Origin of the sequence: Mesorhizobium sp. B2-3-4, assembly GCF_006442315.1 — a bacterium.
In the GTDB taxonomy this organism is placed as follows: Bacteria; Pseudomonadota; Alphaproteobacteria; order Rhizobiales; family Rhizobiaceae; genus Mesorhizobium.
In genome coordinates, this window is the sequence record NZ_VFVY01000006.1 from 195,305 (window position 1) to 216,389 (window position 21,085).

General features: G+C 64.2%; 19 protein-coding genes and 1 pseudogene. 3 read left to right on the forward strand and 17 right to left on the reverse strand.

The genetic code is table 11. From position 1 onward, the window contains the following. Positions 1-42 precede the first annotated feature (42 nt). The 9 genes from FJ967_RS11960 to FJ967_RS12000 all read right to left on the reverse strand — a co-directional run bounded on the left by FJ967_RS11960 (position 43) and on the right by FJ967_RS12000 (position 10,536). On the reverse strand, positions 43-972 hold the full coding sequence (locus FJ967_RS11960; RefSeq protein ID WP_140731909.1) for an EamA family transporter: 930 nt from the start codon (positions 970-972) through the stop codon (positions 43-45). 83 nt (positions 973-1,055) lie between these two features. Beyond that, positions 1,056-1,400 (reverse strand): nitrile hydratase accessory protein, encoded by a 345-nt coding sequence (locus tag FJ967_RS11965; RefSeq protein WP_140731910.1) that lies wholly within the window; start codon positions 1,398-1,400, stop codon positions 1,056-1,058. Continuing rightward, on the reverse strand, positions 1,387-2,046 hold the full coding sequence (gene nthB / locus FJ967_RS11970; protein ID WP_140731911.1) for a nitrile hydratase subunit beta: 660 nt from the start codon (positions 2,044-2,046) through the stop codon (positions 1,387-1,389). The genes FJ967_RS11965 and nthB overlap by 14 nt, the downstream gene beginning before the upstream one ends. Further along, a complete protein-coding gene (gene nthA, locus FJ967_RS11975) occupies positions 2,043-2,648 on the reverse strand; it encodes a nitrile hydratase subunit alpha (RefSeq protein WP_140731912.1) in 606 nt (201 codons plus the stop codon). The genes nthB and nthA overlap by 4 nt, the downstream gene beginning before the upstream one ends. A gap of 78 nt (positions 2,649-2,726) precedes the next feature. Continuing rightward, a complete protein-coding gene (locus FJ967_RS11980; RefSeq protein WP_140731913.1) occupies positions 2,727-5,888 on the reverse strand; it encodes an efflux RND transporter permease subunit in 3,162 nt (1,053 codons plus the stop codon). Further along, a complete protein-coding gene (locus tag FJ967_RS11985) occupies positions 5,885-7,150 on the reverse strand; it encodes an efflux RND transporter periplasmic adaptor subunit (RefSeq protein WP_140731914.1) in 1,266 nt (421 codons plus the stop codon). Before FJ967_RS11985 ends, FJ967_RS11980 begins: the two co-directional genes overlap by 4 nt. A gap of 226 nt (positions 7,151-7,376) precedes the next feature. Beyond that, positions 7,377-7,973 carry a LysE family translocator gene (locus tag FJ967_RS11990; RefSeq protein ID WP_140731915.1) on the reverse strand — a complete coding sequence of 199 codons (597 nt, stop codon included), beginning with the start codon at positions 7,971-7,973 and terminating at the stop codon, positions 7,377-7,379. A gap of 122 nt (positions 7,974-8,095) precedes the next feature. Next, complete coding sequence (gene ilvN / locus FJ967_RS11995; protein WP_140731916.1) at positions 8,096-8,671, reverse strand: acetolactate synthase small subunit; 576 nt, start codon at positions 8,669-8,671, stop codon at positions 8,096-8,098. An 83-nt stretch (positions 8,672-8,754) separates the two neighbouring features. After that, on the reverse strand, positions 8,755-10,536 hold the full coding sequence (locus FJ967_RS12000) for an acetolactate synthase 3 large subunit (protein WP_140731917.1): 1,782 nt from the start codon (positions 10,534-10,536) through the stop codon (positions 8,755-8,757). 380 nt (positions 10,537-10,916) lie between these two features. Here FJ967_RS12000 and FJ967_RS12005 point away from each other — a divergent pair, with 380 nt between their 5' ends. Further along, a complete protein-coding gene (locus FJ967_RS12005; RefSeq protein ID WP_140731918.1) occupies positions 10,917-11,801 on the forward strand; it encodes an AraC family transcriptional regulator in 885 nt (294 codons plus the stop codon). A gap of 96 nt (positions 11,802-11,897) precedes the next feature. Here the strand turns inward: FJ967_RS12005 and FJ967_RS34085 are convergent. The 4 genes and pseudogenes from FJ967_RS34085 to FJ967_RS12020 form a co-directional block, all read right to left on the reverse strand. Beyond that, positions 11,898-12,179 (reverse strand): annotated as a pseudogene (locus tag FJ967_RS34085) (PcfJ domain-containing protein); the annotation flags it as partial. 33 nt (positions 12,180-12,212) lie between these two features. Further along, positions 12,213-13,043, reverse strand: a complete 831-nt coding sequence (locus tag FJ967_RS12010; protein ID WP_348643091.1) for a hypothetical protein — start codon at positions 13,041-13,043, stop codon at positions 12,213-12,215. A 668-nt stretch (positions 13,044-13,711) separates the two neighbouring features. Continuing rightward, entirely contained in the window at positions 13,712-14,296 is a 585-nt protein-coding gene (locus FJ967_RS12015) for an HD domain-containing protein (protein ID WP_140731919.1), read from the reverse strand. Further along, complete coding sequence (locus tag FJ967_RS12020) at positions 14,293-15,444, reverse strand: gamma-butyrobetaine dioxygenase (RefSeq protein WP_140731920.1); 1,152 nt, start codon at positions 15,442-15,444, stop codon at positions 14,293-14,295. The genes FJ967_RS12015 and FJ967_RS12020 overlap by 4 nt, the downstream gene beginning before the upstream one ends. A gap of 118 nt (positions 15,445-15,562) precedes the next feature. Between FJ967_RS12020 and FJ967_RS12025 the strand changes: the two genes are divergently transcribed. Then, on the forward strand, positions 15,563-16,450 hold the full coding sequence (locus tag FJ967_RS12025) for a LysR family transcriptional regulator (RefSeq protein ID WP_140731921.1): 888 nt from the start codon (positions 15,563-15,565) through the stop codon (positions 16,448-16,450). Between the two features lie 6 nt (positions 16,451-16,456). Here the strand turns inward: FJ967_RS12025 and FJ967_RS12030 are convergent, their stop codons facing one another. The 3 genes from FJ967_RS12030 to FJ967_RS12040 are packed head-to-tail and all read right to left on the reverse strand — an operon-like array spanning position 16,457 to position 17,901. Further along, the gene (locus FJ967_RS12030; protein WP_140731922.1) at positions 16,457-16,981 is read right to left on the reverse strand and encodes a GNAT family N-acetyltransferase; all 525 of its coding nucleotides are present in this window, start codon (positions 16,979-16,981) and stop codon (positions 16,457-16,459) included. Positions 16,982-17,024: 43 nt separating this feature from the next. Continuing rightward, positions 17,025-17,333 (reverse strand): hypothetical protein, encoded by a 309-nt coding sequence (locus FJ967_RS12035; protein ID WP_140731923.1) that lies wholly within the window; start codon positions 17,331-17,333, stop codon positions 17,025-17,027. A gap of 4 nt (positions 17,334-17,337) precedes the next feature. Next, positions 17,338-17,901 carry an XRE family transcriptional regulator gene (locus FJ967_RS12040; protein WP_140731924.1) on the reverse strand — a complete coding sequence of 188 codons (564 nt, stop codon included), beginning with the start codon at positions 17,899-17,901 and terminating at the stop codon, positions 17,338-17,340. 154 nt (positions 17,902-18,055) lie between these two features. Here FJ967_RS12040 and FJ967_RS12045 point away from each other — a divergent pair, with 154 nt between their 5' ends. Next, positions 18,056-19,888, forward strand: a complete 1,833-nt coding sequence (locus FJ967_RS12045) for an ATP-binding protein (protein ID WP_140731925.1) — start codon at positions 18,056-18,058, stop codon at positions 19,886-19,888. 312 nt (positions 19,889-20,200) lie between these two features. On the opposite strand, the gene FJ967_RS12050 is transcribed toward FJ967_RS12045, so the two are convergent. Beyond that, positions 20,201-20,995, reverse strand: coding sequence for a GGDEF domain-containing protein (locus tag FJ967_RS12050; protein ID WP_140731926.1), 795 nt, complete (start codon positions 20,993-20,995; stop codon positions 20,201-20,203). Between the last annotated feature and the right edge of the window lie 90 nt (positions 20,996-21,085).

Sequence of the window (21,085 nt, forward strand, 5' to 3'; positions counted from 1 at the left end):
CAGTCCCGATACAGAACGTAAAGTGAACAAAACCAGCCGCGGTCAGCCAAGCGCAATCAGCGATGTGCCGGCGAAGGCCAACACCGCCCCGGCCCAGGCCGGCGCCGGCGGTCGGCTTCTGGTGCGCAGCCAGACCATCGGCAAGACCAGAACCGGCGACAGCGACGACAATGTCGAGACGATCCCGACCTTGCCGCCGGCAAGTGCGGCCATGATCAGCGACATCCCCATGCCCGTGCCGATCAGTGCGCCGCAAATGCCGATGCCGAGCGTTCGCCCGGACGGCCGGGGCCGCTTGACGGCGCCGCGCAGGGGAACCAGGGCCAGCAGAAGGAAGAGCACAGCCGACACGCCGGTCCGGATCGCCATCGCGGTGAACGGGTTGACCCCCGACGCCATGACCGGACGCGCCACCAGCGCGCCGGCGGCCTGCCCCAGCGCCGCGACCAGTCCAAGGGCCAGACCGACAGGCAAGGTCATCTGCCTTGGCGGCAGCATCACCGTCTCGATCGGCGGTGTCGGGAAAATGCCTTCCGGCTGAACCCTGGCCGGGCGTCCGAACAGGATCGCCAGGACGATGCCGGTGATGACCAGCGCCACGCCGCCCAGTTTCACGGGACCGACAGTCTCATCCAGGAAGACATAGCCCATGACCAGGGCAAAGGGCGACGTCAGCGAGAACACCAGCAGCGCCAGGCGCGGCCCGAGCGCGAATATCGACGAGATATAGGCCGATGAGGCGATGAAGATACCGAATATGCCGGACGCCGCGAGATAGCCCACCTGCCATGGCGCGAGCCCGGCCCAGCCGCCCAGCCCGGTCGCCGCCATTGCCGTGGCGATGGTGACCGCAAGCGTTTGCAACCGGGTCAAGGTCAACGCGTCGATGCGGCCGACCAGCTCACCGGCCAGCATGCCGCTGGTGGCTATGCACAGCGCCGCACCGATCGAGAGGATTTCCGACAGGTACATTCATGTTCTCTTGATGAAGACGTCTTTTGCGAGGAAGGCGGCTGCCGCCATCCGGCACGCCGTGAGTCTGGAAGATGTCTGCCTTAACAGGCGAACTCAGGATCGTTTTCCAGCAGGATCGGCTTGCCGTGCGGCGTGGCATGCGCGGCGCGCTCCCAGGCCTGCGCCATCGCATCGACGTCGGGCTTGGCGGCCAGCCCCTTTGCGGCAAGCAGTTTCTCCAACGCCGCCAGCCAATGCTCGTAATAGTCGTGACCGTCGCTTGCGGCGCCAGGCTGCTTCACCTGCGCCGACAAAGCCTCCGCCCATTCGCTCCACGAAAACAGGCCTTTGTCGTGCAACGCCACTGTCATGGCAAAGGCCTCGGCCTGCCACGGCTCCGCGAACACCGGCTCGTCGAACGGCACGGCGCCTTCATGCCGGCTCAAGATAGCTCTCCCAGGCATCGATCGAAACGCTGAGCGTCGGGTCCGCGCCCTCGCCCCAGATTTCGGCTGCGTCGAAAACCACGGTGTAGACCCGTTGCGGGTTCTCGCCTTGGCCATGCGCGTTGCTGTCGGGAAAGACGAAGCCGTCGCGCACCGCTTCGATGATGCCTTGTTTGCCACGCGCATAGCGCGGCAGCCTGGTGTGACCGGTCGGATTGAAATTCTTCGTCCGCACGGCATCGCCGGCCTTGAAGCGCGGCGCGGTCCCGACCGGCCGGTCGCATGGACCGCCCTCGGCCAGCACGGCCGGCACGTTTTCCGCCTTCAGCACTCTTTTGGGCGTCGCCGCGGCATCGATCGCCTCGCCCGCCGCGAGGTCGCGCGCGCTGACGAAGCCATGCCGCTCGAGCAGGATCTCCAGCGCCCTGATCCAGATCTCATAATAGCTGGAGCCGTAATAGACGGCCGGATGCAGGGATTCGCGCGCGTGCCGGCTCTCGTCGATGTTCCAGGCACCCATGCCGCCGGCGCAAAGCGTCACGCCAAGCGCCCGCCGCTCCCAGTCGGCATGGAAATAGGGCTCGTCCTTCTCCGGAGCGACCGGGCCGAACCCCATCTGTCCGCCGAGATCCTGCGGCCCGTTCACGCGGGTTGCCCCGCCTGGGCGGTGCCGATCATCGCATCGCGGCTCACCAGCTCGGCCAGCCGCTCCTCGCTCCAGCCTTCGGTGCCGCCGGGCCGCGCCGGCACGACGAGATAGCGCAATTCCGCCGTCGAATCCCACACGCGTATCTTCGTTTCGGCCGGCAGCGTCAGCCCGAATTCCTCCAGCACGCCGCGCGGATCGATCACCGCGCGCGACCTGTAGGGCGGCGCCTTGTACCAGACCGGCGGCAAGCCGAGCACCGACCACGGATAACAGGAGCACAGCGTGCAGACGACGAGGTTGTGGGTGTCGGCGGTGTTGAACACCGCTTGCATATGCTCGCCCTGGCGGCCGGTATAGGAGAGCGAGGCGATCGCTTCCGTCGCATCGCGCTTCAGCCAGTCGGCATAGGCTGGATCGCTCCAGGCTTTCGCGACGACCCTGGCGCCGTTGCGCGGGCCGATCTTGGTCTCATAGGTGTCGACGATAACGTCGATGGCGGCCAGGTCGATCAGCCCCTTGCGGGTCAGGATGGTTTCCAGCGCGCGCACCCGCGCCGCAAACGGATCGAGTTCGTTGTCGTGGTCATGATCATGGGACATGGCCGCAAATTACGGTCCCGATCCGCCGGCCGCAAGCGCAAGGCCTTGGGCCAGCGGAGAACGGTACCCATCCGTCCGCTACTCGGCGGCCGTCTTCTGTGGCTCGGCCGGCATGTCGTCATTGGTGCCGAACAGCGAAGGCTGATCGCCGTTTTCGACGATCAGAGGCTCGGCTTTGCGCTTGGGCATAAGCCCGACCAGCCAGCCGGAGAAATTCTCCATGTAGACATAGATCACCGGCGTGACGAACAGGGTCAGCGCCTGTGAGGCCAGCAGGCCGCCAACGACCGCGACGCCCAGCGGCTGGCGCAGCTCCGCGCTGGCGCCGGTGCCCAGCGCGATCGGGAACGTGCCCATCAGGGCCGCCAGCGTCGTCATCATGATCGGCCTGAAGCGCATCAGGCAGGCCTTGTGGATGGATTCGGTGGCCGACATGCCTTCTCGTCGCAGTTCGAGCGCGACGTCGACCATCATGATGCCGTTCTTCTTGACGATGCCGATCAGCATCAGGATGCCGATCACCGCGATGACGGACAGATCCATCCCCGCGAAGCGCAAGGCAACGACCGCCCCGAGCACTGCCGACGGCAGGCCGGTCAGGATGGTCAGCGGGTGGATAAAGCTCTCATACAGGATGCCGAGCACGATATAGATGGTCAGGATCGCTCCGCCGACCAGCAGGCCCTGGTTGGCCAGCGAATCCTGGAAGGTCTTGGCCGTGCCGGCAAAGGTCGTCGAGATCGCCTTCGGCATGCCGATCTGATCTTTCAACTGCTCGATGCGGGTCACCGAGTCACCGAGCGACACGCCTTGCGGCAGGTTGTAGGAGACCGTCACCGCGGGCAGCTGTCCGAGCTGGTTGACCGTCAACGCGCCGGCCGTGCGGTCGACCCGGGCGAAAGCGCCAAGCGGTACCAGACTGCCGCTCGCCGTGCGCATCTGGATGGCCAGCATGCGTTCGGGCGACCATTCGATCTTGGGATCGAGCTCGGTGATGACCTCGTAGCTGTCGGCCGAACCGAAGATCGTCGAAACCTGATCGGTGCCGAAGCCGCCGTAGAGCGCGGTCCGCAGCGTGTCGGTGTCGATGCCGAGTTGCGCGGCCTTGTCGCGGTCGATCACCAGCGATGCCTGCAGCGCATTGTTCTGCAGGTCGCTGGTGACATCGGTGAAGGTCGCGTGGTCGGCCGCCATCGCGTCATTCAGCTTCTGCGCCCACTGGTCGGTCAGGCCGGTATCGAGGCCCTGGACCACGAGCTGATAGGCGCTGGCCGACGAGCGCGAACCCAGCCGCAAATTCTGCACCGGCTGCATGTAGGTTTCGATGCCGGGCACATTCGAAAGCTGCCGCCTGAGATCGGCCTGTACCTTCTCGATGTCGGGGCGCTGGCTCTTGTCCTTCAACTGAACATAGAGCCGGCCCTGATTGAGCGCGCTTTGCGAACCGCCCGCCGACCAGGCGACATGGGTGACATAGGGGGAATGCATGAAGACGTCGGCAACCTGGCCCTGCAGCTTGATCATCGCGTCGAAGGAAATGTCCTGGCGCGCCAGTGTCGTCACCGAAATCTGGCCGATGTCCTCCTGCGGGAAGAAGCCTTTCGGCGACACCTCGATCAACCATACCGATGCCGCCGCGGTGCCGATGAACACCAGGAACACCAGGAAGGTGTGCCGCAGGCAGAAGCTCAGCACCCGGTCGTATCCGCGCGTGATGAGGTCCGGCTTGTGACCGGGCGCATGCTTGTCACGGTCGGCCTTGCTCACCGACAACAGGCGCGAGCACAGCATCGGCGTCAGCGTCAGCGACACGAACATCGAGGCCAGGATCGCGACGGTCACCACGACCGCGAACTCGTTGAAGATGCGGCCGATGACGCCGCCCATCAGAAGCACCGGGATGAACACCGCGACCAGCGAGATCGAGATCGAGATGATCGTGAAGCCGATTTCGCGCGCGCCCTTCAGCGATGCCTCGAAGGCCGAGAGCCCATCCTCCTCCATGTGGCGGAAGATGTTTTCCAGCATGACGATGGCATCGTCGACGACAAGGCCGACGGCGAGTGTGAGACCCATCAGCGAGATGTTGTCGATCGAGAAGCCGAACAGGAACATGGCGCCGAGCGTCGCGATCAGCGAGATCGGCACCGCCACGGCCGGAATGATGGTTGCCGTGACGCGGCGCAGGAATACGAAGATCACCATCACCACCAGCGCGATGGTCAACAGCAGCGTGAACTGCACGTCGTCGACGGCCTGGCGGATCGAGCTCGAGCGATCGTTGAGGAGCTTGATGTCGGCCGCCGCCGGCATCTGGTCGCGGAACGACGGCAGCATCGCCTTGACCTTGTCGACGACGTCGACGGTGTTGGCGTCGGGCTGGCGCTGAACGGCCAGGATGATGGCGCGCGTGCCGTCATACCAGCTCGCGGTCGTCGTGGTTTCGACCGAGTCGACCACGCGGGTCACCTCGCCCAGCCGCACCGGGTGGCCGTTCTTGGTGGCAATGATCAGGTTGGAGAAGCCAGCGGCATTGTCGAGCTGGGTGTTGGCGGTGATGGTGAGCTGCTGCTTGTTGTTCTGCAGCACGCCGAGCGGGGTGTTGCTGTTGGCCGAAGCGATCGCGGCCTGCAACTGGTCGATCGAGATACCACGCGCTGCAAGCGCGGTCGGATCGATCTGGATGCGCACGGCGTATTTCTGCTGGCCGTAGATCGAAACCTGCGCCACGCCGTCGATGGTCGACAGCGACGGCGAGATGACATTCTCAGCGAAGGCATCGAGATCGGTCAACGGCACGGTGTCGCTGACCAGCGACATCAGCAGGATCGGTGCGTCGGCCGGATTGACCTTGCGATAGCTTGGCGGCGCCGTCATTTCCGGCGGCAGCGATTTCTGCGTACGCGCGATCGCCGCCTGGACGTCGGCGGCGGCCGCGTCGATATCGCGGTTGAGCACGAACTGGATGGCGATCGAGGTCTGGCCGAGCGAATTGGTGGTCGAAATCGAATCGATGCCGGCAATCGTCGCGAACTGCTTGATCAGCGGCGTGGCCACCGACGTCGCCATCGTCTCCGGCGAGGCGCCGGGCAAGGAAGCGGAAACGTTGACCACCGGAAATTCGGCGCTCGGCAGCGCCGCCACCGGCAGGAATTTATAGGCAAATATGCCGCCCAGAATAAGGGCAAACGACATCAGCAGCGTGGCGACGGGCCTGCGAATGCAGAATTCGGAGATCATTGCGCGGCCTCGCCGGCGTTGGTCGCCTCGGCCACCTTGGGCGCGGCTGTCGCGGCACCCTCATGCACGGCGGCGCCATCCTTCAGCCTGGTCTGGCCTTCGACGACCACCTTCTCGCCGCTCTTCAGCCCCTGGCTGATGGCGCTGTTCTGGCCTTCGGTCAGCGCCACCTGGACCGGGCGCATCTCGACGGTATTGTCCGGCTTGACGACATAGACGAACGGCCCCTTCTGGCTGGGCTGCACGGCGACCGTCGGAACCGAAGTCATCTGCGGCATCGTGCCGGCATCGAGCACGACGTTCACATACTGGCCGGGCCACAGGGAAAGATCCGCGTTCGGGATGCTTGCCCGCGTTGCGATGGTGCCCGAGGCGGTGTCGACGCTGGAATCGACGAAGTCGAGCATACCCTTGCCGATCGGCGTCGGATTGCCATCCTGGGTCAGCGTCACGTCGCCCTGTTGCGGGTTGGCCAGTTCCTTGTGCAGCAAGGCAAGGTTGCTCTCCGGCAAGGTGAAATTGACCTGCAGCGGATCCATCTGGGTGATCGTCACCAGTGGCGTGCTGGTGCTCGAACTGCCGTTGCTGACGGTAACGAGATCGCCGACCGATACATTGACCGCGCCAAGCCTGCCCGCGATCGGTGCCGCGATCTTGGCAAAGCCGAGCTGGACGTTGTCGGCGTCTATCGTCGCCTTGTCGGCGTCGACGGTCGCCGCCGCCGCCTTCTGCGCGGCAACGGCTTGATCGTAGGTTTGCTGGGTGCCTGCCTGCTTGGCGACAAGATCCTTGGCACGCTGGAGATCGGAATTCGAACTGGCGAGCAGCGCCTGATCCTTGGCCAAAGTCGCCTGGTCCTTGGCGAGCTGCGCCTTCAGCGCCCGGTCATCGAGCTGGAACAGAACGTCGCCCGCCTTGACCATCTGCCCGTCCTTGACGTCGATGGACACGATCTGGCTGGAGACCCGCGCATTGATGTTGACCACTGCCGGGGACGACACGAAGCCGATGGCGTAGCGCCTGATCGGGAAATCGGCGGTCGTCGCCGTGGCGGAGACGATCGAGGCCGAACGCGCGCCATTGCCGCCGCCCGCCTGCTTGTCCCCTGCCGGCTTGTCGCCTGCCGGTTTGTCCGCCGCCGCGACCTGCTTCGCACCAATGAGTTGCTGCACCTTGCCCAGCGCATCGGGGGACAGATACAGCCATGCCGCCGCGCCCACGCAGGCGGCGGCGATGACCGTAAGAGCGACTTTTCCACGCATCGTCAGAAGGCCCCTTCCACCCGACACGTCGTGGCGCGGTGGTTCCTATCATAGCTCAAATCACGGCACGTTGCCGTGATTTCGCCGAATAGATAGGACACGCCTGGGGCGGAAAAGGGCCAAAACACGGCATTACGAAGATTTAATGTGCGCTGCACAATAGCTATGCAGCCGGCTACCGTTCGGGCTGGTAGGCCAGACCGGCCCTAAAAACAGCCTCCCGGGCCTATCGCAACATCGGCCAGAGCGTTGCCGCCAGGAGCACGCCCATGGCGATGTTGAACCATTTCAGCCGCACCGGGTCCGACAGGAAACCGCGCAGCGCCGTGCCGAATCCCGCCCATACCGAGACGCTCGGCAGGTTGACGATGGTAAAGGCCACCGAGATCAGCACCACCGACAGGAACGGGTGATCCGGATTGCTGTAGACGGCCATGGCGGTGATCGCCATCACCCAGGCCTTGGGATTGACCCACTGGAACGCTGCCGCATCGATGAAGCGCATCGGCGTCCCCTTCGGCTCGCCCTTGCCGCTGAGCGAACGCGACATGGCGATCTTCCAGGCGAGGTAGAGCAGATAGACGGCACCGGCGATCTTCAGCCCGGTGTGCAGCGCGGGAAATGCCGTCAGCACCGCCCCCAGGCCGAGCCCGACCGCCAACAGCAGGACAAGGAACCCGATGCTGATGCCAAGCATGTGCGGCACACTTCTGACCAGTCCGAAATTCACCCCCGATGCCAGCAGCATGAGGTTGTTCGGCCCCGGCGTGATCGAGGTGACGAAGGCGTAGACAAGCAAGGCGAGGAATGCATCGAGCGACATGATATCCTCCCAGATAAGTCAGTATTATTGTCTCTTTTCACGGATCGCACAAAAGCCAGCCGCCCGCCTGCCGCCGGACCAGGCATCGCGCCTGCAGGTCACTGGTGAGGTGTGGCTGAGCCCTACATCCCTTGCGGGCCGCGGTTCATCGCCGCGACGCCGGTGCGGCAGATCTCGACCAGGCCGAGCGGCTTCATGATGGCGATGAACTGGTCGAGCTTGGAGCCCTTGCCGGTGATCTCGAAGATGAAATGCTCGGTGTTGGCGTCGATGACGCTGGCGCGGAAGGCATCGGCCAGCCTGAGCGCCTCGACCCGGGCCTCGCCGGTGCCGGCGACCTTGACCAGAGCCAGTTCGCGCTCCAGCGGCCGCTCTTGTCCAAGCTCGTGCGAGCGGACGGAAAGGTCGACCACCCGGTGCACCGGCACGATGCGCTCGAGCTGGTTCTTGATCTGCTCCATCACATGCGGCGTGCCGCGCGTGACGATGGTTATGCGCGACAGGTGCTTCTCGTGCTCGGTCTCGGAGACGGTCAGGCTCTCGATGTTGTAGCCGCGGCCGGAAAACAGGCCGATGACCCGGGCTAGCACGCCCGGCTCGTTGTCGACCAGCACGGAAAGCGTATGCGTCTCCGGCTTTTCGGTCTCCTTGGCGATGAAATAGGCAGAGCCTGTCGGTTGAAGGTGCTGTGCGTTCATGACGTGAATCTCGATTTCAGACTTTTGAGCTAATTCTCTGTTTGCGCACGGCTTTCTCGCGACAGCCCCGCCTTTGTGGCTGCCTAAACCAGTTCCCTGCCCTTGGCATCGATGGCATTGGCCACGGCCTCGTCGGTGGCCTCGTCGGGCAACAGCATCTCGTTATGCGCCTTGCCTGAAGGGATCATCGGGAAGCAGTTGGCGAGTGTCGCCACGCGGCAGTCGAAGAGCACCGGCTTCCTGACCGAGATCATCTCCTTGATGGCATCGTCGAGCTCGTCGGGCTTGTCGCAGCGAATGCCGTGGCCGCCATAGGCCTCGGCCAGCTTGACGAAATCAGGCATCGCCTCGGTGTAGGAATGCGACAGACGGTTGCCGTGCAGCAGCTGCTGCCACTGGCGCACCATGCCCATATACTGGTTGTTGAGGATGAAGATCTTGATCGGCGCGTCGTACTGCACCGCCGCGCTCATCTCCTGCATGGTCATCTGCACCGAGGCATCGCCGGCGATGTCGACCACCAGCGCGTCCGGATGCGCGATCTGAACGCCGAGCGCGGCCGGCAGGCCGTAACCCATCGTGCCCAGCCCGCCCGACGTCATCCAGCGGTTCGGCTTCTCGAAATGATAGTGCTGGGCCGCCCACATCTGGTGCTGCCCGACTTCCGTGGTGATGTAGGTGTCCATGTCCTTGGTGAGTGCATAGAGCCGCTGGATGGCATATTGCGGCATGATCACGTCGTTGTTCATCTTGAACGCCAGCGAGTCGCGTGCGCGCCATTTGGCGATCTGCTCCCACCAGGGATAGAGCGCCTTCTTGTCAGCCTTGGCGCTTGCCCGCCACAGCCGCACCAGATCCTCAAGCACGCGCCCGACATCGCCGATGATCGGCACGTCGGTATGAACGTTCTTGTTGATCGAGGACGGGTCGATGTCGATGTGGATCTTCTTCGAGTTCGGAGCGAATGCGTTGAGCCGGCCGGTGATGCGGTCGTCGAAACGGGCGCCGATGCAGACCATGACATCGCAGTCATGCATGGCCATGTTGGCTTCGTAGGTGCCGTGCATGCCGAGCATGCCCAGCCAGTTCTTGCCCGAGGCCGGATAGGCGCCGAGCCCCATCAGCGTCGACGTGATCGGGAAGCCGGTGAGGTCGACCAGTTCGCGCAGGAGATGGCTGGCTTCCGGGCCGGAATTGATGACGCCGCCACCCGAATAGATGATCGGCTTCTTGGCGCTGGCCATCAGTTCGACCGCCGCCTTCACCTTCTCCAGGTCGCCCTGGACCTTCGGCTGGTAGCTGGTGCGCGGCGCGATCTGCGGCGGGACATAGAAACCCTTGGCGAACTGCACGTCCTTCGGAATGTCGACAACCACCGGACCAGGCCGGCCGGTCGTGGCGACATGGAAGGCCTCGTGGATGGTGGCTGCCAGCTCGTTGACGTCCTTCACCAGCCAGTTGTGCTTGGTGCAGGGCCGCGTGATGCCGACCGTGTCGCACTCCTGGAACGCGTCGGAACCGATCAGCGAGGTCGGCACCTGGCCGGTCAGGCAGACCAGCGGGATCGAATCCATCAGCGCGTCCTGCAAGGGCGTCACCGCATTGGTGGCGCCGGGGCCCGATGTCACCAGCATGACGCCGGCCTTGCCGGTCGAGCGGGCGTAACCCTCGGCGGCGTGGCCGGCACCCTGTTCGTGGCGCACCAGAATGTGCTCGACCTCATCCTGCTGGAAAATCTCGTCGTAAATGGGAAGGACGGCGCCGCCGGGATAGCCGAAGACGTGCTTGACGCCGTTGTCCTTCAGCGCCTGCACCACCATTTCGGCGCCTGTCATTTCGCGCCGCTCACTCTGTCCATTGCTCATCGGTCTGGTCCCGTACTGTGCGCCATCTGGCGTTTGCCATTTGGGTGTTATTGGTCGTTTAGTCGTGTTTCAGGCAATAAAAAAGGCCCCCGAGGGAGCCTGTGTGTTGCGCATGGGAGGTTTTCGCCCGGCGGTTACACCGCCTTGCCCACGCGCCTTCCTACGAGAATGAGTGCCGTTTTCATGGTGGCGGACCATAAAGGCCAACGCGCGGGGTCGTCAATGGGGTACTGCACGAATTCACTCAGCCTTGAGATCGGCCTGTCGAGGCAGCGCGCGGCGCTGCCGGATACCCCTGCCGCTCGTGACAAAACCGCAAGATCGGTGGAGCGTGCCATGCCTGCGCGCGCCTAACTGGTGCTGCCACGGAGAATAAGACGATGAAGGCGGCGCTTCAAAACTACCATGTCCGGATGCAACGTGTGCTGGATCACATAGACCGGCACCTGGACGCCGATCTGGACCTGGATGCGCTAAGCGCCGTCGCGGCATTTTCAAAATACCACTTCCACCGGCAATTCACGGCGACCTTCGGATTGTCTGTGTATCGCTATGTCCAGCTCGCTCGCATGAAGCGCGCTTCATACCGGCTGGCCGACAGGGATGCCGAAAGCGTCACCGACATAGCGATGGATGCCGGCTACGATGCACCGGATGCCTTCGCCCGCGCCTTTCGGCAACGGTTCGGGCAATCACCTTCGTCGTTCCGGAAGTCGCCCGATTGGGCACCGTGGCTTGCGGCCTTCGGGCCTTTGGACAACGCGAGGAGCAAGCTCATGCGCATTACCTACGACCAGGACGACGTGACGATCCGCGATGTGCCCCCGACGCCGGTGGCGGTCATGGAGCATCGAGGCGACCGGGCGACACTCGGCGACACCATCCAGCGATTCATCGCCTGGCGCAAGGCCGCCGGCCTGTCGCCCGAAACGAGCCCGACCTTCAACATCTTTCGTTCCGAGAGGATACCCGCGATCCCGGCCGACTACAGCATGGACCTGTGTGTCGGGACCGACCTGCCGATCGATGCCGATGACGGGCAGATGAAGCCGGGGGTGATCCCCGGCGGACGCTGCGCGGTGTTGCGCGTCGTCCACGACACGCACAATCTGGAACCCGCCGCGCTTTACCTTTATCGCGATTGGCTGCCGGACAGCGGCGAGGAAGCGCGTGACTTCCCGATCTATTGCCGACGACATTTTTCATTCTTCCCGAACGTGCCGGTGCATGACGTGGTCGTGGAACTGTTTCTGCCGCTGAAATAGCGGCTTGCGGCGGGAGCCGGCCTGTCCGTCGCAGGAAACCGAAGCTAGAAAAAAGTTCGGCCCCGCGCGGCATGTCCGCCGCGCGGGGCCTTGCTGTCAGTTCCGCAACACCACGCCCCTTGCCTTCGCCCAGCGTTCGATGACCTTGCGCTCGTCGGGCAAGGCGACGCGGTTGGAGAAGCCGCGCACCTGCACCGCACGGTTCTGCGGATCGACCTCGATCGTCAGCAAGCGCTGGATCTTGCCAAGCGCCGTGCGCCGCAGCACCCAGATCGAGGCGTTGCCGGCGATGCATTTGGCCGCGTAGGTCGAGACGCAATGGTGCATCGCCCGGGACTCGGCGACCAGGTCCTCGGCGGTCTTCAATTGGCGAACGAAGAAGCGCTCGCCATGCTCTTTCGCCTCCTTGGCCTATGGCTGCCACTCCCAGTCCTCGAGACGCGAGCCGTCCCAGGCGCCGTCCTTTGTCGGCGAAGCCCGGCCGGCGGCGCGGCGACGCATGCCCTCGATGCGTTCGATCGCGGCGATGTCGCGATGCCACTCCGTCATCTGCCGGCGCAGCGAGCCGAGCGTGCGGCCCTTCAAGCTGTAGCTTCGATCACGCCGGTGCATCGCACCGATGTAGTCGCAGAGGTCGTCGATCTCCTCCCTGGACGTGGGCTGTCCGCAGAAGAACCGCGCCACCTCGCGCCAGAAGGCCAGATCGGCGCGTGGCGTGCGCGCGATCTTGGTGCGGGCCAGCCTGGCCGCCAGGCCGGGATCATCCGTGTAGGACCGCACGATCGCCAGCCAGAACGCCTCCTCGAACGTGAAGTCGCCCGACAGGTTCAGGAAGCAGTGCACCTCCTTGCGCGACAGCCACGCATTGGCGCCCGCCTTGTAGAGCGAGTCGCCACGCGCGACCGCGACATACCAGGCCTTGCGCAGCGCGATCTCTTCGGCATTGAGCCCCGAGCCGTCCTGCCAGATGGCTTTGAGAGCGGCCGAGACCCGATAGCGGGCGTAGAGATGACGGGCCGCCGCAAGCCGCAGGCGCGCGGGGTCGCGCGTCTTCAGCTTCGGCCGCCACAGCGCGCCGTCGCGGACCGCCACGCCGGCAAAGCCCCGGCGTACCTCGTCGAGCGCCCGCTCGAAATCAGGAGCAGGACGCGCCACGGCGCAAACGCGCCGCAACGTTGCATCATAGGCTTCAGTACGTTCGCGCTCGGCGTCCTGCCTGCGCTGGATCATGGACCTGGCCATGGCCGTTCTTCCCAATTGGAACCCTGTCAGCCGCACGCATTTCCAGCGCCGGCACGGACTGTGTCGATCTGGTCTGGCGTGACATTTGACAGGTCTCCTCTGGGGACGACGGGTTGGACTGGGCCAGCTCTCTAGGCTTTCAAGGGGCACTGAGGCAAGAGCTATTCTTCAATGTTTACAAAGGCATGCCCAGGTGTTGCAAAGGCGCATCTCAGGCCTCCAGGCAGCCGCGTTCGCCGGCCGGGAGCTTCCGTGCTACCACCGCATCAATGACATGGGCGACGCCAATGGCGCGCATGGACATGGCCCTGCGCATGCCGGGGCCAGGCGCTTTCTGGATCGTGGGAAATTGAAATCCGCCTAGGCGCGGATCGGCCCGCTCGACCGCCGAAGGCGCTGAACGCTTGAACCAGATCTCATCTCGCCTCCATAATTCGTGTGGTCGATATCCGCGCCGGTTTAACTCTGGCCGCGGATTGGGCGTGGCTGATATCGCGAAACGGTGGCAACAACAAGATGGCGGGCCCGGCGCGCCGGGCGGTCGGCAACGGCGCGAAAAGGTCAACCTCAGCCGAACGCTCGCGGCAGGTCTGCGGCCGGAAAGCGGCCACCGCTTCCTTGCCGTCGAAGCAGAAACACATGCCTGCCTCCTCCCGTGATTGTTTGCCTCAGGGGCGATTGGCGAAGTCGCGCACGACGCGCTGCAGCAACGGCACGTAGTCGCGAAACGCCCGCGTCTCCATATTGGCGACCTTGCCGCCCTCGTCCCAGATGCGAACCCGCACCGCTTCCTCATGGAACGGATTCTCGCGAAACTTGGCCACTTCGCCTGCGCTCATCGGCCCGCCCTGCAGCGACAGCGTATGAACCGAAGCCGGTGACAGTTTGGAGAAATAGGTCGGGTCGGTGGCGCAGAGATAGCGCTTGGCGGCAACGTGCAGCCGCACGCATTCGACGATGACCGGCGGGAAGAACGGCGCCAGCACCTCGCCGCCGGCCTCGTCATGATGCTTGTCCTCGACATCGTCGGGCGAATAGGTGCCGAACTCGCTGGTGTAGTGGCCGATATCGTGCAGCAGCGCGGCCGCTACCAGCACCTCGGGTGCGCCATCCTGCTCCGCCAGCCAAGCGCCCTGCAGCATGTGTTCGGACATCGTCACCGGCTCGCCGAGATAGGATTCAGCACCCCGGCGCTCGAAGATGTCGGCAATGAATTCGACGATCGTGTCCGCGTTGAGATCCTGGCCGCTCATTCCGCGGCCTCCTTGAAGCTGTGTTCGATCGCCGCGAGCGTCGACAGCAGGCCGTCCTTGTCGGCGTAGCAGCCCTGCAGCCAGCGCTTGCCGGTGCCGGAAAACGCCTTGCGGGCATGCATGACGCGGGTGTTGTCGACGATGAAGGCCTGACCCGGTTCCAGCTTGAAGGTCACCTCGAACGACGGATCCTCGATCAGCTCGGCGAAGCGGCGGTATGCGGCATAGTAGGCGTCCATGTCGGCGAACGGCACGTCGACGACCGGCGCCAGCGAACGGTTGTTGAAGCGGATGCAGATGAGCTCGCCATCCGGCCCGAGCTCGATCATCGGACGTTTCGCCCGCAGCCGGACGCCGGATGAACCGGCATATTCGAAGCGCGCCGGACAGGAACTCAGCAGGCGGAAACCTTCCGGGTTTTCCGCCTGCAGGGCGGCCGAGACGGCAAAGCCGTCGACGACGCTGGATTCACCGCCCTCCACCGTGTTCTCGATGCAGGACAGGATCTGCAGCGTCGGCACCGGATCGCGGTAGGGATTGTCGGTGTGCGCCTGCAGGCCAAGATTGGTGTAGGCGAGATTGCTGGGGTTGACCTCGGCGCGCACTTCGAACCAGCGCCCGTAATTGGTCTCCCTGATATAGCCGAACAAATCCGACACCTTGCACAGCGCGCCCGACTCGGCCGGTAGCCCGTCCATCACCGCAAAGCCATAGGTCCGGACCGCCGAAAGCCATTCGCGCAGCACGCTGCGGCCATGGAGGGCCGCCGGATAGCTGGCGCGCGGCACCGAGTTCTGCATTGTCGCCCTGGTCCAGCGCTGGATGATGTCGCCCGTCCAGCCGGGCTGGCGCGGCTCATCGCGGTCATAGGCATTGGCGCGAAGCCATTGCGCGGGAAAGCTGACCGTTTTTCCCTCCGGCACGAAGTGGAGCTCCAGCGCCCCGCCCTTGATGGAAGCGGCCCCAATTCTGGTCTCGACAGGAATATCGAGGATGGTGATCAGCCGCTGGCCATTGCCGGCGCTGCGCGTCTTGTCGTCGAGCGCGTTGTCGCGCAGCCATATCGAGTGGAAGCGGGTCCGCCTCCCGTCATTCCAGCCAAGTTCGATGGTTCTGCCTTCGTCGCCAACCAGCGCGTGGGTCAACATGGGGATCAGGTCCTGTATCTATCCGCCCACGGCCACATGCTGGGCTTCGATTGCATGTTGAGTGCGCGGAAGGCATAATTCAAATTATGATTTTTTGGTCAATGGCATCGATCTAGTAATGGCTCGCCGAACCGTACCCACCTTGCCTCCGCTCGACTGGCTGCGCAGTTTCGAAGCGGCGGCGCGGCTGTCGAATTTCACGGCGGCGGCGGCCGAACTCGGCCTGACCCAGGCAGCGGTCAGCCAGCACATAAGGCTGCTCGAGGAGCGCCTGAAGACGCGGCTGTTCTCGCGGCTGGCGCGCGGGGTCGCTTTGTCGCCGGAGGGTGCGGCCTACCTGCCCCACATCCAGTCGGCCTTCGCCACTATTGGCAGCAGTACCGCGGAACTGTTCGAGCCGCGCGCCGTCCGAACCGTTTCGGTCCGGGTGCCGATCTCTTTTGCCTTGCTGGCGCTGGTCCCGGTGCTGCCCGACCTCGCCGAAGCGCTGCCGCGCATCCAGCTCGATGTTGTGACGATCCATCGCCCGACCGACTACGATCTGCCGGGTTCGGTACTTGACATCCGCTTCGGCAACGGCTCCTTCCCCGGACGCGAGGCCGAGAGGCTGACCGCCGAGCGGCTCGTGCCGGTGGCAAGTCCGGCCCTGGCCGGCGCCGCCGACTGGACGTCCCTGCCATTGCTGCTCGTGGCCGGCGCGCGCGAGATGTGGGCGGAATGGTTCGCTGCGGCCGGACTGGCCGGCCATCCCCAACGGTCGCACCGCTTCGACAGCTTCGTCGCTGCCATGGAGGCCGCGAAGGCCGGTGCCGGCGTGCTTCTGGGGTCGCGGCCCCTGATCGACGCGGCGCTCGACAGCGGAGCGCTGGTGCCGCTTTCCGATTTTGAGCTCTCCAGCATGTCGGGGCATTTTCTGACAAGGCCGTCGACCGCGCAGCTGACCGGTGCCGAGCAGGACTTCCGTCACTGGCTGCCGAGGCGTCTTGCCGGCAAGGCCCGTGCCTGACCGGCGTTACGATGTGCCGATACGCTTCCAGTAGATCAGCGTGCCCGTCAGCCCGCCATGCGGCTTCAGCGCATAGTCGGGAATTTCGCCGGCGAGGGTGAAGCCGAGCTTCTCATAAAGTCCCGAGGCACCTTCCTCCGTCGCCGTATCCAGAACCAGCAGCGTGCGTCCCTGCTTGGCCGCAAGGCGTTCGGCGGCCCGCATCAGGCGCGTACCAACACCCCTGCCCCGTTGCTCGACCGATGTCATCAGCTTGGCGATTTCCGCGCGATGCGGCTGGTTGGGCGGGCAATCGAGCAGCACGGTGACGGTCCCGACCAGAACCTCGCCCTCCCATGCCCCGAGCACCGTTCTTTCCCCCCGGGCGGCCGAGGCCAGGGACTTCTCCCAAAACGCGCTTGCCGCCTCCGGAGCCAGCGGATGCATGAAGCTCACCGATCCGCCGGCGGCGACCGTTTCGACCAGCAGATCGCTCAGCAATTCCAGTGTTTCCTCGCTGGCGGTCAATGGTGCGATTTCCACTGCATTCATGTCTGGTCCTTTGGAAAAGATGATGGTGTCCATGGCGCCGGCGTCAGTCGAGGCGGCGCGCGCGACGACGCTTGCGCGCGGCCTTGATGGCGCTGATGCGCTCGGTGTCTTCTTCCCTGAGATGCCGGCCGCGCTCCAGGATTTCGAGCGTGTATTCCTCATAGGTCAGGCCCAGCCGTTCAGCCTTGTCCGTGCGCATCAGCATCACCTCGCGGCTCGGCGCCTTCCACGCCTTGGCATGCGCGGCCTGCCAGGCCAGGAAAATGTAGGGATCGCCCTTGCCCCATGGCGGCCCCTTATAGTCGTCGAGAGGCGGCCCCCCATTGTGGGAGCGTTTTGGCCGTCGTGCCATGATGTCAGCCCCTGACCAGCGCGACGAGATAGTCGGCCCCGGGCTCCAGCGCGTGGAACATGCAGTCCGACGGCGCCCCGAGCGCAAGGCAGTCGCCGGGCTCCAGCCTGTGCACCCGATCGCCCTCGGTGAATTCTAGACTTCCCGAGATCAGCCAGATCTGCTGCTTGATGAAGGTGTAGGAGGCGGCCGGCAGGCTCACCCTGGCGCCCGCCGGCAGATGGACCTTAACCAGTTCGAGCGGCATCTCGCCGGCCGGCGACAGATGCCGCCTGACATAGCCCGTATCGGGGTCGCGCCACACCGGCTGATCGGCCGCGCGCAGCACTCCGCCGCCTTGCAGCTCCGCACGCGCGATGAGGGTCGACAGCGTCATGCCGAAGGCCGCGGCAATGCGCACCAGAAGCGCGGCGGTCGGGCTGGTCATGCCGCGCTCGATCGTGCTCAGCATCGCCTTGGAAACGCCGGATCGCTCGGCGAGTTCGGCCAGCGACCAGTCCCGCACGGTCCTTTCGGCGTGGATGCGCTTGCCAATGGTCGAAGAGATGTCGTTCGCTATATCATCCATTCGTCCATTATAACGAAACGGGCAAATGGGTGAAGAGCCATCTCACGAAAATTTTCACCTCGCTTTTAATCCTCTCTACACCATCCGACCTCATCCGACCTTAACCCCGTTCCTGTAGTGTCCGGTGTCCAGGGAAATGGGGATTGGCCTGTCCATGTATGTCGAACGCGAAGCCTCCGTCGGAGAACCGACATCGCAGGAGCGCCGCAACGCAGAGCAGAACGACCGGCGCATCCTGGGCAATGTCGTTCAATGCGACGGCGCGCGTGCCACCATCAGCGCCTATGCCGACGACGCCGACGGTGCGGTCACCGGCCTGTGGACGGTCGGCAAGATGATCTCCATCAATCTGGGCACGACGCGCACCGTTGGCCTTGTCTATGGAATCGGCAAGTCGGATCGCGCCTGGAGCAATGAGGGCCAGAACGCCATCGAGGTCAGCATCGAACTGATCGGCGAAGTCCGCGACGGCGCCGAACCCGGCGCCAAGCCGATCTTCGACCGCGGCATCACCACCTATCCGCATATCGGCGCCATCGCGCACCGCATCCGCAGCCGTGACCTGCAGGCGGTCTACGATCTGGCCGGGCGCCATTCCATCACCATCGGCTCGCTGTCGCAGGACGAGGCGATCGCCGCCAATATCGCCATCGACGACACGCTGGCGCGCCATTTCGCCGTTGTCGGAACCACCGGCGTCGGCAAATCCACGGCCGTGTCGCTGCTTTTGCGCAAATCGATCGAAGCACGCCCCGATTTGCGCATCCTGATCCTCGACCCGCACAACGAATTTGCAAGCTCGTTGCCCGAATATTGCGTCAGGGTCGATTCCAAGGCGCTCGACCTGCCGTTCTGGATGTTCAAGCTCGAGGAATTCGCCGAGGTGCTGTTTCGCGGCCGCGAGACTGACCCGGAAGAGATCGATGCCTTGCGCGACCTCATTCCGCTGGCCAAGAACCTCTACCGCAACCCGAATTCAGGCGCCTATCTCAGGCGCGGCAGCGATGCGCTGACGGCCGATACGCCTGTGCCTTACCGCATCGCCGACCTGCTCAAGCAGATCGACGAACGCATGGGCTTGCTCGAAAGCAAGAACGAGCGCCCGATCCTGAAATCGCTGAAGACGCGCATCGAATCGGCGTCGGCCGATCCGCGCTACCGTTTCATGTTCAATTCGCGCCTGATCGAGGACACCATCCACGAGACGATCGGCAACATCTTCCGCGTGCCGCATCACGGCCGCCCCGTGACCTGCTTCGAGATGGCCGGCATGCCCTCCGAGGTGGTCAACTCAGTCTGTTCCGTGCTGGCGCGCCTGGCCTTCGATCTCGCTCTGTGGAGCGAGGGCAAGCTGCAACTCCTTTTGCTGTGCGAGGAAGCGCATCGCTACATGCCTGCCGACGCGCGCCTCGGCTTCGCGCCGACCAGGCACGCTCTATCGCGCATCGCCAAGGAAGGCCGCAAATATGGCTGCTACCTCGGCGTCGTCACCCAACGCCCGGGCGAACTCGACCCGACCATCCTGTCGCAGTGCTCGACCTTCTTCGCCATGCGGCTCGCCAACGAGCAGGACCAGGCGATCATCCGCTCTGCCATCGCCGACTCGTCCGCCTCCACGCTCGCCTTCCTGTCCTCCATGGGCCAGCGCGAGGCGATCGCCTTCGGCGAAGGCGTGGCGACGACCATGCGGCTGAAATTCGAAAGACTGCCGGCGCATCTGCTCCCGGGCACGTCCAAGCGCGAGGAAGAAGTGACGTCGAAAGCCGGCGACGTCGACCTGGTGGCGATCGTGGAACGGCTGCGCAACGTGCCGAAACCGCAGAGCCAGTCAATGGCGTTCGCCGAAGTCGTCGACACCGGCCGGCAGGCCGGCGATCCCGACTACCGCAAGCCGGCAACCGCGGTGCGCGCACAGCCGGAAGACGATTTCGACACGCGCTACGGCCTCAAGCCCGCCACCTTCGGCCTGCGCCCGCAGAACGACTAATGCATGTCGCCCGAAAGTGTCCTCGGTTCCGGGACAACGACACGCATAAAATCAGAAGCTTACAGTAGGTCGGGCGAATCCTATTCGCTGCGACATGCTGTAGGCCGGCGGACCGCGCGCCAATCGACCCAATTGAGCGCCGCTTATAAGCCTGGGCAAATCCCGTCAGGGAATTCGTCAGGCTGAGTCGGCTGGTGCTGTTTTCGAGAACCGAAGCGGAGCGGACATTGAGTCCGTGAGCACAGTTCTACTGCGAACGCAGCGCAGAAGTCGGCATCAAGCGGCCAGCATCACAAATTTAGTGGCGGGATTTCAGGCGCAGACGCGATTGCGCCCTTGCCTCTTGGCCTCATAGAGCTGGCGGTCGGCGCGGCGATAGAACTCCTCCGCCGTCTCCTTGCGGTCCCAGACGGCGAGCCCGACGCTGGTGGTGATCTTGAGCCGGACATTGTTGCCGGAGAGGATCGACATGTTGGCGATCGCCTTGCGGATGCGCTCGGCGAATTTGGCCAGCAGGTCAGCCTCCATGTTGGGCGTAACCACGGCGAACTCCTCACCGCCCAGGCGCGCCACCACGTCGTGATAGCGTGTCATGTCCTTGAGGCAGCTGGCGACGGCCTTGAGAACTTCGTCGCCGACATCGTGGCCATGCGTGTCGTTGACCTGCTTGAAATGGTCGAGATCGAGGATCATCAGCCCGACCGGCTTTTCGATGCGCCGGAATTCCTCGAGATATTCCTTGAGCGCGTCATCGAAATAACGCCGGTTCTGCATGCCGGTCAGGCCGTCCGTCAGGGCGGCGTGCTCCAGTGTTTCGGAGCGGGCGCTGAGCGAAACCGTCATGGCGCGCAGCTTGCCTTCTTCCGTCGCCTGTTTGCGGATCAGCGGATAGATGAAGAAGATGCCGAAAAACAGCGCGGTGGCAAGCAGCACGCCCGTCGCGAACAGGAGCTTGTTGAGGTAGATGACCTTGTCCAGGCCCGAGTCCGTATGAAGTTCCGTGGCGAAGGATTGCAGTTGTCCATAAGCGTGCAGCGTCACCAGGCCGGCGGCCAGGATCACGAAGATAAAGACGAAAAAAGCGGATTCCGCCTTGTGGAAACGCATCTGCTCCCCGATGGAAAAGTGCCCCACGACCTTATGGCACGGACCGCCTTACGGAGCGTTAATTGCGACAACTTCGGCGGGAACCCTTCC